The organism is Amycolatopsis suaedae, from assembly GCF_004214935.1.
Lineage (GTDB): Bacteria > Actinomycetota > Actinomycetes > Mycobacteriales > Pseudonocardiaceae > Amycolatopsis > Amycolatopsis suaedae.
On sequence record NZ_SFCC01000008.1, the window covers coordinates 236,310 to 250,150 of the forward strand.

The following is a 13,841-nucleotide window of genomic DNA, read 5'->3' on the forward strand; positions in this document are numbered from 1 at the left end:
ATGACCGACCCGTTGCTGCAGCCCACGGTGCGCGACCGGCCCGCCGGTCCGCCGCCGTGGCATTCGCAGTACATCCCGGTCGTCGCGTTCTTCGGCGGCGCGGCGGCGATGACCGTCGTCGCCCTGCGCAACGGCCGCAGGCTCGGCCTCGACCGGTCCGGCCGCAGGACGATCCTGGTGGCCGGAGCGCTGACGCTGCTCGCCGAGTTCGCGTTCGCCCTGCTGCTGCCCGCCGCCGCCGACGGGACCGGGATGCGCCTGACGGTCCGGGCTATCTCGGTGCTCGGCTGCCTGGTGCAGCTGGTCCCGCTGCTCAGGCTCGACCGCCTGCACATGCTGCGTGACGACCCCTACGCGTCGCTGTGGGGTCCGGGCACGCTGGCCGTGCTCACCTGCGGCGTGCCCGAGGGCGTGCTGCTCTACCTCGTCTGGACACAGGTATGAACGACCCCGTCGCCACCGCACGGCACTGGCTGGACCTGGGCAGGCACGACCAGGCGCTGGCCGCACTCGACCGGCTGTCCGGGGAGGACGCCACCGGCTACCCGGCCGTGTCGCTGCGGGCCACCGCGCTGTGGATGGCCGACCGCAACGCCGAGGCCGCCCGGATCGCCGAGCAGGGACTGGCCGTGTACGGGCCGGACCCGGGCCTGCTGTCCGTCCTCGGCGGCGCCTACCGGGAACTCGGCCGCAGGGAGGCCGCCGAGCGGGCACTGCTCGACGGGCTCGCGCTGGAGCCGGAAAGCACCCAGCTGCTGTGCACCTACGCACACGTGTGCATCGACGTCGGCCAGCTGGACAAGGCCGCGGCACTGATCGAACGGGCCGCCGCGCTGGAACCGGACGACGCGCAGGTCGCCGCCATACGGACGCTGCACGCCATCGCCTCCGGCGACATCAGCGGCGCCCAGCGGCTCGGCCGCGAGGCGCTGGCGGCCGACCCGGAGAGCACCACCGCGCGCGGCATGTACGGCGCCGCCGCGGCGGCGGGCGGCGACGTCGGCCCGGCCTACCAGGCGCTGCGCGGTGCCGCGGCCGACCGGCCGGACAATGCGGCGTTCGTCGAGGCGGCGCTGGACGCCAGGGTCGCGGCCCATCCGCTGCTGCGGCCGCTGGTGCCACTGCAGCGGCTCGGCCCGCTCAAGGTGTGGCTGGCCGTGATCGTGGTGATCCTCGGCCTGCGCTGGGCCGGTCTGCTGCCGCTGGCAGGCGCGCTGGGCGCCTGCTGGTTCCTCTTCGCCGTGTACTCCTGGGTCGCGCCACCGCTGGTGCGCAAGTGGTTGAGGCGGCGCTGATGGACCGGATCGAATCGCTGCGCAGGGCCGTCGCCGCCAGCCCGGCCGACCCGGCACTGCGGCTGATGCTGGCCGAGGAGCTGACCGGCGCGGGGCGCCGGGCCGAGGCGCTGGCCGAGTACGAGCGCCTGCTGACCGACGACGCGCTGCCGCCGGACACGCTGGTCACGGTGGGCGAGCTGGCCGCGGCCGAGCAGGCGCTTCCGCTGCTGCGGGCCTGCCTGGAGCGTGCCCGCGAGGCCGGGGTCGTCGAGGGCATCGGCAGGCTGCAGGCACTGGCCGACGACCTGGTGCGGATCCGCGTCGCCGCCGACGGCGCCGCACCGGCGGCCGCGGCGGTTCCGGTCGCGCCGGAGACGCTGACGTTCGCCGACGTCGGCGGCATGACCGAGGTCAAGAAGGTCATCCACCGGATGATCATCCTGCCGCTGTCCCGTCCGGAGCTGTACGCGCGCTACGGCCGCCGGACCGGTGGCGGGGTGCTGCTCTACGGGCCGCCCGGCTGCGGGAAGACGCTCCTGGCCAGGGGTACCGCCGGTGAGTGCGGGCTGCCGTTCGTCAACGTGCGGATCGAGGACGTCGTCGACCCGTACCTGGGGATGTCCGAGCAGAACCTGCACACCGCGTTCGAGACCGCCCGCGCGCAGGCGCCGTGTGTGTTGTTCCTCGACGAGCTGGACGGGCTGGCGTTCGCCAGGCACAAGCACCGCGGCTCGGACGCCCGCAGGCTGGTCGACGTGCTGCTGCAGGAACTGGACGCCATCGGCTCGGACAACGACGGGGTGCTGGTGCTGGCCGCGACCAACGCGCCGTGGGACGTCGACGAGGCCATGCTGCGGCCCGGCCGGTTCGACCGCGTGCTGTTCGTGCCGCCGCCCGACGAGCCCGCCCGCGCGGAGATCCTGCGCGTGCTGCTGCGGGAGGTGCCCACGGAGGGCGTCGACCCGGCGGCGCTGGCCGCGCGTACCGCGTTGTTCAGCGGCGCCGACCTGCGGTCGGTGACCGAGCAGGCGCTGGACGCGGTGATCGAGCAGGCACTGGCGACCGGCACCGAGCCGCCGTTGCGGATGGCCGAGCTGGCCGCCGCGGCCGGCGCGGTCCGCCCGTCCACTCTGGACTGGCTGACCCGGGCGCGGGCGTACGTGGACTTCGCCAACCAGGCCGAACGCTATGCCGACGTCGCGGCCCACCTGGCCACCCGGGAGGTGCGCCGCAGGCTCAGGACCGGAGCGTAGCCGGTGTCACAGGCCGAGCGGCGCTTTCCGCACTAGGCTGGCGCCTCATGAGCAGTGCGACGGAGCCTGTTGGGACGCCTCCGGACATCCACACCACGGCGGGCAAGCTGGCCGACCTGTACCTGCGGTACGAGGAGGCGGTGCACGCCGGGTCGGCGCGGGCCGTCGAGCGCCAGCACGCCAAGGGCAAGAAGACCGCGCGGGAACGCATCGACCTGCTGCTCGACCCCGGCTCGTTCGTCGAGCTGGACGAGCTGGCCCGGCACCGCTCGACCAACTTCGGCCAGGACCGCAACCGGCCCTACGGCGACGGCGTGGTCACCGGGCACGGCACGATCGACGGCCGTCCGGTGTGCGTGTTCAGCCAGGACGTGACCGTGTTCGGCGGCTCGCTCGGCGAGGTCTACGGCGAGAAGATCGTCAAGGTGATGGACCTGGCCATCAAGACCGGCAGGCCGATCATCGGCATCAACGAGGGCGGCGGCGCCCGCATCCAGGAGGGCGTGGTCTCGCTCGGGCTGTACGGCGAGATCTTCAACCGCAACGTCAAGGCGTCCGGGGTGATCCCGCAGATCTCGCTGATCATGGGCGCCAACGCGGGCGGGCACGTCTACTCCCCCGCGCTGACCGACTTCGTCGTGATGGTCGACCAGACCTCGCACATGTTCATCACCGGCCCGGACGTGATCCGGACGGTGACCGGCGAGGAGGTCACGTTCGAGGACCTCGGCGGCGGCCGCACGCACAACACCAAGTCCGGCAACGCGCACTACCTCGGCTCGGACGAGGAGGACGCGATCGCCTACGTCAAGGACCTGCTGTCCTACCTGCCGCCGAACAACCTGTCCGAGCCGCCGGTGTTCGAACCGGCCGACCCGGTCACCGACGGGATCACCGACTCCGACCGCGAGCTGGACACGATCGTCCCGGACTCGCCGAACCAGCCCTACGACATCCACGAGGTGATCACCAGGGTCGTCGACGACGGCGAGTTCCTGGAGGTGCACGAGCTGTTCGCGCCCAACGTCGTGGTCGGGTACGGCCGGGTGGACGGGCACAGCGTCGGCATCGTCGCCAACCAGCCCACGCAGTTCGCCGGCTGCCTGGACATCGACGCGTCGGAGAAGGCCGCGCGGTTCGTCCGCACCTGCGACGCGTTCAACATCCCGGTGCTGACGTTCGTCGACGTGCCCGGCTTCCTGCCCGGCACCGACCAGGAGTGGAACGGCATCATCCGCCGCGGCGCGAAGCTGATCTACGCCTACGCCGAGGCCACCGTCCCGCTGGTCACGGTGATCACCCGCAAGGCCTACGGCGGCGCGTACGACGTGATGGGGTCCAAGCACCTCGGCGCCGACGTCAACGTGGCCTGGCCGACCGCGCAGATCGCGGTGATGGGCGCGCAGGGCGCGGCCAACATCGTGCACCGCAAGACGCTGGCCGAGGAGGCCGAGCGCGACGGCGGCGACGTCGACGCGCTGCGGGCCCGGCTGATCCAGGAGTACGAGGACACCCTGTGCAACCCGTACGTCGCCGCGGAGCGCGGCTACGTCGACTCGGTGATCCCGCCCGCGCACACCCGCGGCTACGTGGCCCGCGCGCTGCGGCTGCTCCGGGACAAGCGGGAGACGCTTCCGCCGAAGAAGCACGGGAACATCCCGCTATGAGCGGCGAAGAGCAGCCCCTGCTGCGGGTGGTCCGCGGCAACCCGGACGACGTCGAACTGGCGGCGCTGACGGCCGTCGTGGCGGCCGCGGCGGCCGGGGAGGCTTCTGCCGCGAACGGTCCGGCGCGGCCCCGGCCGACCTCCCGGTGGGCCGACCGCGCGGCCAACCTGCGCCAGCCGCCGCACCCGGGCCCCGGTGCCTGGCGCGCCTCCGCCCTGCCCCGCTGACCCGCGCCCGGCCGTCTCGCACCAGAACACGTGAAGGCCACCTTCATTACGTCAGCCGTGGTGAAGGTGGCCTTCACGTGCTTTGGTGACCCGCTGGCTGCCGTCTTTAGCCCGCTAAAGCCGCTTTCGTCCCGGTCGTCACGCTCGACGGCGGACTAGTCGGCTCGGTATAGTCCATGTGGAATAAACCGCACGGAACTACCGGAGGCCCGGCTTGGCCAGGATCACCCCGCTCGCCCTCGCGGTGATGGAGCTGCTGCACGAACGGCCCATGCACCCGTACGAGATGGTCCAGCTGATGCGCGAGCGGCACGTCGACACCCGGGTCAAGCTCAAGGCCGGCTCGCTCTACCACACGGTCGAGCGGCTGGTGGCCGCCGAACTCGTCGAGGTCGTCGACACCCAGCGCGAGGGCAGGCGACCCGAGCGCACCGTCTACGGCCTGACCGAAGCCGGCCGCGACGTCTACATCCAGCGCGCCCGCGAACTCGTCGCCACCGTCGCCGACGAGCGTCCCGACTACCTCTCCGGCCTCGCCGTTCTCGACGACCTGGGCCCCAAGGCCGCGCTCGCCGAGCTGACCAGGCGCATCACCCAGCTCAAGTCCATGGTCGCCGCCGACGAGGTGGTCCTGGAACGCCTGCACGAGAAGGGCACACCGGACATCTACTGGCTCGACTGGCGCTACCTCACCGCGCACCGGCGCTTCGAGCTGGAGTGGACCGAGCGGCTGCGGGACGACCTCGAATCCGGGCGGATCCCCTTCCAGCACCCACCGAAAGACGACTGACAATGACGAAGACCCGCAGCCCGTGGGCCGCGCTTCTGGCGCTGTGCCTGGGCTTTTTCATGATCCTGCTGGACACCACGATCGTCTCGATCGCGATTCCGGCCATGCTGACCGAACTGAGAGCCGGCCTGACGGCCGTGGTCTGGGTGACCAGCGTCTACCTGCTGACCTACGCCGTCCCGATGCTGCTGACCGGCAGGCTCGGCGACCGCTTCGGCCCGAAACGCGTGTTCCTCGCCGGGCTCGCCGTGTTCACCCTCGCCTCGCTCTGGTGCGGGCTGGCCGGCTCGATCGAGCAGCTCATCGCCGCGCGGGCGGTACAGGGGCTCGGCGCCGCGCTGATGACCCCGCAGACGCTGGCGTTCATCACCCACCTGTTCCCGCCCGACCGGCGTGGCCAGGCCATGGGCGCCTGGGGCGGCGTCGCCGGGCTGGCCACCATCACCGGCCCGCTGCTGGGCGGTGTACTGGTCGATCACCTCGGCTGGGAGTGGATCTTCTTCGTCAACGTCCCGATCGGCGTCCTCGCCGTGGCGCTGACGCTCTGGCTGGTCCCGGACTGGCAGCCCCGGCACGCCCACCGGTTCGACGTCCCCGGCGTGCTGCTCTCGGCCGCCGGACTCGGCCTGCTGGTCTTCGGGATCCAGAACGGCCAGCACTACGACTGGGGCCCGGTGCTCGGCCCGGTCACCGTCCCGCACCTGATCATCGCGGGTGTCGTGCTGCTGGTGGTGTTCGTGCTCCGGCAGCGGGTCGCGGCCGAACCGCTGACGCCGCTGCGGCTGTTCACCAACCGGACGTTCGCGGCGGGCACGTTCACCTCGATGACCGTCGGGTTCGCCATGACGGCCATGTTCATCCCGCTCGTGGTGTACCTGCAGTCGGCCAAGGGCCTGTCCCCCACGATGGCCGGCCTGGTGACGACGCCGATGTGCCTGATGCAGGGGCTGGTCGCGCCGTTCGTCGGCAAGCTGTCCGACCGGCTGCCCGCGCGGTACCCGCTGGTGTTCGGCCTGCTGGCACTGGCAGGCGGGCTGGCCTGGACGGCGGTGTGGGCCGGTGCGGGCACCAGCCCGTGGACGCTGATGATCCCGCTGGTGCTGTGCGGCGTGGGGATCGGCTCGATCTTCGGCCCGATGAGCAACGCGACGATGGGCGCGGCACCGCGGGAGCTGACCGGCTCGGCGTCGGGCGTCTACAACACCGTCCGCCAGGTCGGCGGGGTGCTCGGCAGCGCGAGCGTCGGGGTCCTGCTGTCCGCGAGCGTCACGTCGTCGGTAGCTCAGCGGGCGAGCGAGGCCGCCGCGGCACTGCCCGCGCAGGAGCGTCAGCCGTTCGTCGACGCCGTCGCGGGCTCGGTCAGCGGCGGCGGGGAGTTCGGCTTCGACGCCGCCCCGCACGCGGCATTGCCGCCGGGCACCGAGGGACTGGTCCAGCAGGTGCTCCACAGTGGACTGTCCGACGCCGCCGGGGTGTCGATCCTGCTGCCCGCGGGGGTGTTGCTGGCCGGTGTGGTGGCCGCGCTGTTCATGCGGTCACCGAGGGTGGCCCGGGGCACCGCCGCCGCCGTTGGCGCCCCGGGCCACGATCTCGAAGCCGCGGCTCAGCGCCGCGGGTAGGTCAGGCCGAAGCCGTAGGGGAACAACGCCTTCTTGCCGTCACCCGCGTTGATCGGGTGCTGACCGAAGTCGGCGGCCCAGGTGAAGGTGAGCTTGCCGGTGGGCTTGCGGTCACCGAACAGGACGTCGGCGACGCCTGCCCCCTCCGAACCGGGCAGCCAGGCGGCGACCAGCGCGTTCCAGCCGGGCAGTTCCTTGGTGATGTCGAGCTGCCTGCCGGACACGGTGACCACCACGAACGGCACGCCGGACGCCTTCACCTTGGCCAGGGTGGCCTGGTCCTCCGCGTCGAGGGCCAGGCTATCCGGCCGGTCGCCGAACATCTCGGCGTACGGCTTCTCGCCCACCACGACGACCGCCGCGTCGTAGCCGCCGTCGATGCCGTCGGCCTCGCGGTCGTAGTCGACCTTCGCCGACGCACCGCCGACCTGCCGGATGCCCTCCAGGATCGTGGTACCCGGGATGGTCGGGCCGCTCGCGCCCTGCCAGCTGATCGTCCAGCCGCCCGCCTGGTTGCCCATGTCGTCGGCGTTCTTGCCCGCCACGAAGATCCTGCCGCTCTTTTTCAGCGGCAGAACGCCGTCGTTCTTCAACAGCACCTGCGACTTGCCGACGGCCTCCCTGGCCAGCGCGCGGTGTTCCGTACTACCGACGCTGGGCAGCAGCGACCGGTCGGTGTAGGGCCGCTCGAACAGCCCCAGCTCGAACTTCTTGGTCAGGATCCGCCGGTTCGCGTCGTCGATGCGGGACATCGGGACCTGGCCGGAGTCGACGGCCGCCCGCAGGTACTTGATGAACGTCGCCGCGTTCTGCGGGACCATGAACAGGTCGATGCCCGCGGTGACCGACTGCCGCACCTCCTCCGGGGTGAAGCCCTGCTGGCCGTCGATCTTGTCGACGCCCTCCCAGTCGGAGACGACGATGCCGGAGAAGCGCAGCTCCTTCTTCAGCACGTCGGTGATCAGATAGCGGTGCGCGTGCATCTTGGCGCCGTTCCAGCTGCTGTAGGAGATCATCACCGACCCGGCGCCGCGGCGGACGGCCTCGCGGAAGGGCGGCAGGTGGACGCGGCGCAGTTCCTGCTCGCTGATCTCGGTGTTGCCCTGGTCGTCGCCCCCGGTGGTGCCGCCGTCGCCGACGTAGTGCTTCGCGGTGGCCAGCACCGAGGTGCGCTGGTTGAGCGACCGGCCCTGCAGGCCGTTGATGACCGTGGTGTTGGCGGAAGCGTCGCCCGGCAGTTCGCCGAACGACTCGTAGGTGCGGCCCCATCGGTCGTCGCGGGCCACGCACAGACACGGCGCGAAGTTCCAGTCCAGCCCGGTGGCCGCGACCTCCTTCGCCGTGGCCGCGCCGATGCGCTCGACCATCCTCGGGTCGTGAGCCGCGCCGAGGCCGACGTTGTGCGGGAAAACCGTGGCGCCGTAGACGTTGTTGTGCCCGTGCACCGCGTCGACGCCGTAGATGATCGGAATGCCCAGCGGCGTGGCGGTGGCCGCGCGCTGGTAGCCGTCGTACATGTTCGCCCAGGACTCCGGCGTGTTCGGCGTCGGCGCCGAGCCGCCGCCGGACAGGATCGAGCCGAGTCGCAGCTCGGCGGCCTGCTGCGGGGTGACGGCACCCCGCTCGGACTGGATCATCTGGCCGATCTTGTCGTCCAGGCTCATCCGGTCCATCAGGTCGCCCACCCGTAGCTGCACGGGCAGGTAGGGGTTCTTGTACAGCGGCCACCAGCTCGACTCGGCGGCTGAGGCGGCGGGTGCGGCGATGCCTGCGGCGAGGGCGCCGGCGAGGAGGACGGTGGCCGCTTTCCGGGACAAACCCGGAACGCGGAGGCGTAGCGACATCGGGGACCTCCGGGTGCGAAACGGATATGTTGCGCGCCACAACAAAGTAGGCGCCCGAACGCCGTGAGTCAGGTCACAATCACATAACTCCGCCCGCGATGTGCCGTGAGCAGGTGGCTTCTAGGGTCGGCGCATGAAGTTCGTGCTCGCCTCCGCCTCGCCCGCCCGCCTCGCCGTGCTGCGTGCCGCCGGGATCGACGCCAGCGTCGTCGTGTCCGGCGTCGACGAGGACGCCGTGGCCGCCTCGCTGTCCGACCCGTCCCCCGCCGAGCTGGTGACCGAGCTGGCCAAGGCCAAGGCGAACGCCGTCGCGGGCGAGATCACCGGCGACGCGGTCGTCGTCGGCTGCGACTCGATGCTGTCCATCGGCGGCGACGTGGTCGGCAAGCCGGGCACGCCGGAGGTCGCCCGTAAGCGCTGGGCGGCGATGGCGGGCGGCAGCGGCGAACTGCTCACCGGCCACGCGGTGATCCGGCTCGGCGCGAGCCCCGCGACGGCGGCGGGCTGCCGGGCCACGACCGTCCGGTTCGCCTCCCCGAGCGAGGACGAGCTGGAGACCTACCTGGCCACCGGCGAGCCGCTGGCCGTCGCGGGGGCGTTCACGCTCGACGGGCTGGGCGGCTGGTTCGTCGAGGGGGTGGACGGCGATCCGTCCAGCGTGATCGGGATCAGCCTGCCGCTGACCCGGCAACTGTTGGCGCAGGTCGGACTGTCGGTGACCGACTTCTGGCGCACGGATCCCACTCTCTGAGAGTCGTCCCACACGATCGGGGGATGCGGAAGAGTCTCGTCGCGCCGAGTGTTGATCTGCTCGGCACAAGACAAATCCTGCACCCCCTTCGGAGCGAGCCGTGTCTTTCGTACGGACCTACAGCAAGCCGGGAGTGTTCGCCGGGGCGGTCCTCGGCGCGCTCGTGGTCGGCGCCGTCCTCGGCATCGTCGCCAGGACCACCGGCGCCTCCTGGCTGACCACCACCCTCGACCAGATCGGCACGGTGTTCACCACCCTGCTGCAGATCGCGGTCATCCCGCTGGTGTTCACCGCGATCGTGGTGGGCATCAACAGCCTGCGAAACCTCGGTGGCGGCAAAACCGCCGCCCGGCTGGGGGGCAAAACCGTTCTCTGGTTCGCCACCACATCGTTCATCGCCGTGCTGATCGGCATCGCCATCGGCAAGATCGTCAACCCGGGCAGCGGCGGGGTCGCGGCCGAGGCGACCGCACGCAACACGCAGCGGGCGGCCGAGGCCACCGGCGGGTCGTGGACGGCGTTCATCGAGGGGCTGCTGCCGCAGAACTTCGTCGCCGCCTTCGCCGAGGGCGAGACCCTGCAGGTGCTGTTCCTCGCCATCCTGTTCGGCGCCGCCGCCTACAGCCTCGGTGACCGCGCCAAGCCGTTCGTCGACCTGGCCGAGAGCCTGTTCGAGATCGTCCAGCGCTACCTCGGCTGGATCGTCCGGCTGGCCCCGATCGGCGTGCTCGGCCTGATCGGCGCCGCCGTCGCGCAGTACGGCGACGCCCTGTTCGGCGCGCTCGCCTGGCTGACCGGCGCGGTGTGGATCGGCAGCGCGCTGGTGCTGTTCGTGGTCTACCCGATCCTGCTGAAGTTCGTCGCCAAGATCTCCCCCGCCCGCTTCTTCGGTAAGGCGTGGACGGCGATCCAGTTCGCGTTCGTGTCCCAGTCCTCGGCCGCGACCCTGCCGCTGACCAGGCAGTCCGCGGTGAACCTCGGGGTCAACCCCGGCTACGCGGCGTTCGCCACCCCGCTGGCCAGCGCCACCAAGATGGACGGCTGCGCCGCGGTGTTCCCGGCCATCGGCGCGATCTTCATCGCCAACATCTCCGGCGTGACGCTGAGCATCTGGCAGTACGTCGGCATCGTGTTCGTGGCGATCTTCGGCGCGCTGGCCACGGCCGGGACCACCGGCTGGCTCACCGCGCTGACGCTGACCACCGGCCTGATCGGTCTCGCCCCGCAGCAGGTCGCGCTGGGGCTGGCGCTGATCTACTCGGTCAACCCGATCATGGACATGGCCCGCACCGCCACCAACGTGGCCGGGCAGATCGTGGTTCCGGCGATCGTCGCCCGCGGTGAGGGCCTGCTCGACGACGACGTCCTGCGGACCCCGAGCGCCCCGCCGCTGCTCAGCGACACCGGCGCGAAGCCGCAGCTCGCCTGATCACGGGCACTGCCGCAGCTCACCGCGGGTGACCCGCACGTCGGGCCACCCCCGCAGTTGTGCCGGGACGCTGTAGCGGCGGGTGCAGCCGACGGGTTCGTCGGCACCCAGCCGGTACACCGCGGCGACCACCGGGTCCCGCTGGCAGTCGGTGGCCGCGCCGGAGCAGACGTGCCGGACGACGATGACCTCCGGGGTGTCGTCGTCGACGACCTGGGCCAGCACGATCCGGCTTCCGTCGGCGAAGTACGGCTGCTCGGCCGGCCGCCAGATGTCCGCCCTGGCCACCAGGACCTCGCCGAGCATCCCGCCGTCGACGGGCCCGCGCACCAGGCACGCGGCGGTCGGCCCGTCGACGCACTCCAGCGAGTCCTGCCGCAGCCGGGCGCCCATGACGGTGATCGACGTTTCCAGCACGATGTCCGAGCCCGTCCCGCCGAAGCGGATCTTGCCGCTGCCGCCCGCGGCGTCGGCGAGCAACTCGACGGTCTCCCCCTTGGCCTGCCGGGATGCCAGCACGACACACGGCCCGCCATCACAGGTCACGGTCGCCGAGCCGCCCGCCGCGGCCGGGACGGCGGCAGGCGCGGGCTCCGCCTTCGGCCGCAGCACCACGGCCGTCACCACGGCACCCACCGCGACCAGCATGGCGACAACGGCGGTGACCAGCACCGTCGCCGGTAGCGGAACCCTTCTTCGCACACCGCGAGCGTAAGCGAGCTTCCCGAGGGACCGCACAACGTGAGGCGTTTCTCAAGGCCGCCTCGGGCGACAGTGCCTAGACTTACTCGGAAGTACGAGGAGGTACCCGTGCCCGATGCACCGGTCAGCAAGGTTCTGGTCGCCAACCGCGGGGAGATCGCCGTCCGCGTCATCCGAGCGGCGAAGGACGCCGGGCTCGGCAGCGTGGCCGTCTACGCCGATCCGGATCGCGACGCGCCACACGTCCGGCTGGCGGACGAGGCGTTCGCGCTGGGCGGCAGTACTGCCGCCGAAAGCTACCTCGACTTCGGCAAGCTGCTCGACGTCGCCGCCCGGTCCGGCGCCGACGCCGTGCACCCCGGCTACGGCTTCCTGTCCGAGAACGCCGACTTCGCCCAGGCCGTCATCGACGCCGGGCTGACCTGGATCGGGCCGAGCCCGCAGGCCATCCGCGACCTCGGGGACAAGGTGACCGCGCGGCACATCGCCACCGCGGCCGGTGCCCCGCTGGTGCCCGGCACGAAGGAACCGGCCGCCGACGCCGCCGAGATCGTGGCGTTCGCCGAGGAACACGGCCTTCCGGTGGCGATCAAGGCGGCGTTCGGCGGTGGCGGCAGGGGCCTGAAGGTCGCCAGGACGCTGGAGGAGATCCCCGAGCTGTTCGAGTCGGCCACCCGCGAGGCGGTCGCCGCGTTCGGCCGCGGCGAGTGCTTCGTCGAGCGCTACCTCGACCGGCCGCGCCACGTCGAGGCGCAGGTGCTGGCCGACCAGTACGGCAACGTCATCGTCGTCGGCACCCGCGACTGCTCACTGCAGCGCAGGCACCAGAAGCTCGTCGAGGAGGCACCGGCACCGTTCCTGACCGACGAGCAGCGGGCCACCATCCACTCCTCGGCCAAGGCCATCTGCAAGCAGGCCGGCTACCACGGCGCCGGCACGGTGGAGTACCTGGTCGGCGTGGACGGCACCATCTCGTTCCTGGAGGTCAACACCCGGCTGCAGGTCGAGCACCCGGTGTCGGAGGAGACCACCGGACTCGACCTGGTGCGCGAGCAGTTCCGCATCGCCGCGGGCGAGAAGCTCCGGCTGACCGAGGACCCGGAGCCCCGAGGGCACTCGATCGAGTTCCGGATCAACGGCGAGGACGCCGGCCGCAACTTCCTGCCCGCCCCCGGCACCGTCACCAGGCTGGTCTTCCCGGAGGGGCCCGGCGTGCGGGTCGACTCCGGTGTCGAGGCGGGCAGCGTCATCGGCGGCCAGTTCGACTCGATGCTGGCCAAGCTGGTCGTCACCGGCTCGGACCGCACCAACGCGCTGGAGCGCAGCCGCCGCGCGCTCGACGAGATGGTCGCCGAGGGCATGGCCACCGTGCTGCCGTTCCACCGCGCGATCGTGCGGGACCCGGCGTTCGTCGGCGACGAGTCGGGCTTCTCGGTGCACACCCGCTGGATCGAGACCGAGTTCGACAACCGGATCGAGCCGTTCACCGGCGAGGCAGGGGAATCCGAGGAGGAACCGCGGCAGCAGGTCGTCGTCGAGGTCGGCGGCCGCAGGCTGGAGGTGTCCCTGCCCGGGTCGCTGAGCCTGGGCGCCCCCGCCGCGGGCGGCAACGCCGCGAAGGCCAAGCCCCGCAAGCGCGGTGGCACGAAGGCCGCCGCGAGCGGCGACGCGGTGACCGCGCCCATGCAGGGCACGATCGTCAAGGTGGCCGTGGAGGAGGGCCAGCGGGTCGAGGCCGGTGAGCTGGTCGTCGTGCTGGAGGCCATGAAGATGGAGAACCCGGTCACCGCCCACAAGGCGGGCACGGTGACCGGGCTGTCGGCCGAGGTCGGCGCCGCTGTGACGCAGGGCTCGACGCTGCTGGAGCTGAAGGACGCCACGTAGGCTGGAGGCGTGGATCCCGCGTACCGGCTCAGCAACGCCGAACGCCAGGACGCCCTCGACGCGCTGGAGGAGCACGTCCGCACCGGCAGGCTCGACGTCGACGAGTTCGCCGAGCGGTCGGCCCGGGTCAGCGTGGCCAGGACCAGCGGCGATCTCATCCCGCTGTTCGCCGACCTCCCCGCGCCCCGGCCCGCCGTGCTCGACGCCCTGACGCGCCCGGCCGCCGCGCCACCCCCGGTACGGCGCGGCGGCGGTCTGCTCGGCAACCTCACGGTGCCGGTCGCCGCGGTGCTCGGCGTGCTGCTGTTCCTGACCGTGCTGCGGGGCTTCTGGCCGATCCTGCTGCTGCCGGCGATCGCCATCCTGCTGATGAGCCTGCGTGGCAAGCCCCGCTGAAG

13 protein-coding genes are annotated in these 13,841 nt (G+C 71.8%); 11 read left to right on the plus strand and 2 right to left on the minus strand.

All coding sequences use genetic code 11. The annotated features are described in order from the left end of the window. From EWH70_RS17555 to EWH70_RS17585, 7 genes are all read left to right on the plus strand, one after another. The gene (locus EWH70_RS17555; RefSeq protein ID WP_130476494.1) at nt 1-444 is read left to right on the plus strand and encodes a hypothetical protein; all 444 of its coding nucleotides are present in this window, start codon (nt 1-3) and stop codon (nt 442-444) included. Further along, complete coding sequence (locus tag EWH70_RS17560; protein WP_130476495.1) at nt 441-1,295, plus strand: tetratricopeptide repeat protein; 855 nt, start codon at nt 441-443, stop codon at nt 1,293-1,295. Before EWH70_RS17555 ends, EWH70_RS17560 begins: the two co-directional genes overlap by 4 nt. Next, nucleotides 1,295-2,530 carry an AAA family ATPase gene (locus tag EWH70_RS17565; RefSeq protein ID WP_130476496.1) on the plus strand — a complete coding sequence of 412 codons (1,236 nt, stop codon included), beginning with the start codon at nt 1,295-1,297 and terminating at the stop codon, nt 2,528-2,530. Before EWH70_RS17560 ends, EWH70_RS17565 begins: the two co-directional genes overlap by 1 nt. 47 nt (nt 2,531-2,577) lie before the next feature. Then, entirely contained in the window at nt 2,578-4,197 is a 1,620-nt protein-coding gene (locus tag EWH70_RS17570; RefSeq protein ID WP_130476497.1) for an acyl-CoA carboxylase subunit beta, read from the plus strand. Then, a complete protein-coding gene (locus EWH70_RS17575; protein ID WP_130476498.1) occupies nt 4,194-4,424 on the plus strand; it encodes an acyl-CoA carboxylase subunit epsilon in 231 nt (76 codons plus the stop codon). Before EWH70_RS17570 ends, EWH70_RS17575 begins: the two co-directional genes overlap by 4 nt. A 247-nt stretch (nt 4,425-4,671) precedes the next feature. Next, a complete protein-coding gene (locus EWH70_RS17580) occupies nt 4,672-5,214 on the plus strand; it encodes a PadR family transcriptional regulator (RefSeq protein ID WP_130476626.1) in 543 nt (180 codons plus the stop codon). Continuing rightward, nucleotides 5,172-6,833: an MFS transporter gene (locus tag EWH70_RS17585; protein ID WP_240687048.1), complete on the plus strand. Its 1,662-nt coding sequence runs from the start codon at nt 5,172-5,174 to the stop codon at nt 6,831-6,833. The genes EWH70_RS17580 and EWH70_RS17585 overlap by 43 nt, the downstream gene beginning before the upstream one ends. Here the strand turns inward: EWH70_RS17585 and EWH70_RS17590 are convergent. Continuing rightward, nucleotides 6,818-8,677, minus strand: a complete 1,860-nt coding sequence (locus tag EWH70_RS17590; RefSeq protein WP_130476500.1) for a glycoside hydrolase family 3 protein — start codon at nt 8,675-8,677, stop codon at nt 6,818-6,820. The two genes, EWH70_RS17585 and EWH70_RS17590, sit on opposite strands and share 16 nt — an antisense overlap. Nucleotides 8,678-8,810: 133 nt before the next feature. On the opposite strand from EWH70_RS17590, the gene EWH70_RS17595 reads away from it, so the two are divergent. Both EWH70_RS17595 and EWH70_RS17600 read left to right on the plus strand, forming a co-directional pair. Beyond that, a complete protein-coding gene (locus tag EWH70_RS17595) occupies nt 8,811-9,428 on the plus strand; it encodes a Maf family protein (protein WP_130476501.1) in 618 nt (205 codons plus the stop codon). Nucleotides 9,429-9,528: 100 nt separating this feature from the next. Further along, nucleotides 9,529-10,857, plus strand: coding sequence for a dicarboxylate/amino acid:cation symporter (locus tag EWH70_RS17600; RefSeq protein ID WP_165436309.1), 1,329 nt, complete (start codon nt 9,529-9,531; stop codon nt 10,855-10,857). Here the strand turns inward: EWH70_RS17600 and EWH70_RS17605 are convergent, their stop codons facing one another. Beyond that, complete coding sequence (locus EWH70_RS17605) at nt 10,858-11,559, minus strand: hypothetical protein (RefSeq protein ID WP_240687034.1); 702 nt, start codon at nt 11,557-11,559, stop codon at nt 10,858-10,860. A gap of 108 nt (nt 11,560-11,667) precedes the next feature. Between EWH70_RS17605 and EWH70_RS17610 the strand changes: the two genes are divergently transcribed. Both EWH70_RS17610 and EWH70_RS17615 read left to right on the plus strand, forming a co-directional pair. Then, on the plus strand, nt 11,668-13,443 hold the full coding sequence (locus EWH70_RS17610; RefSeq protein WP_130476502.1) for an acetyl/propionyl/methylcrotonyl-CoA carboxylase subunit alpha: 1,776 nt from the start codon (nt 11,668-11,670) through the stop codon (nt 13,441-13,443). 9 nt (nt 13,444-13,452) lie between these two features. Continuing rightward, nucleotides 13,453-13,839, plus strand: coding sequence for a DUF1707 SHOCT-like domain-containing protein (locus EWH70_RS17615; protein ID WP_130476503.1), 387 nt, complete (start codon nt 13,453-13,455; stop codon nt 13,837-13,839). Nucleotides 13,840-13,841: the final 2 nt, after the last annotated feature.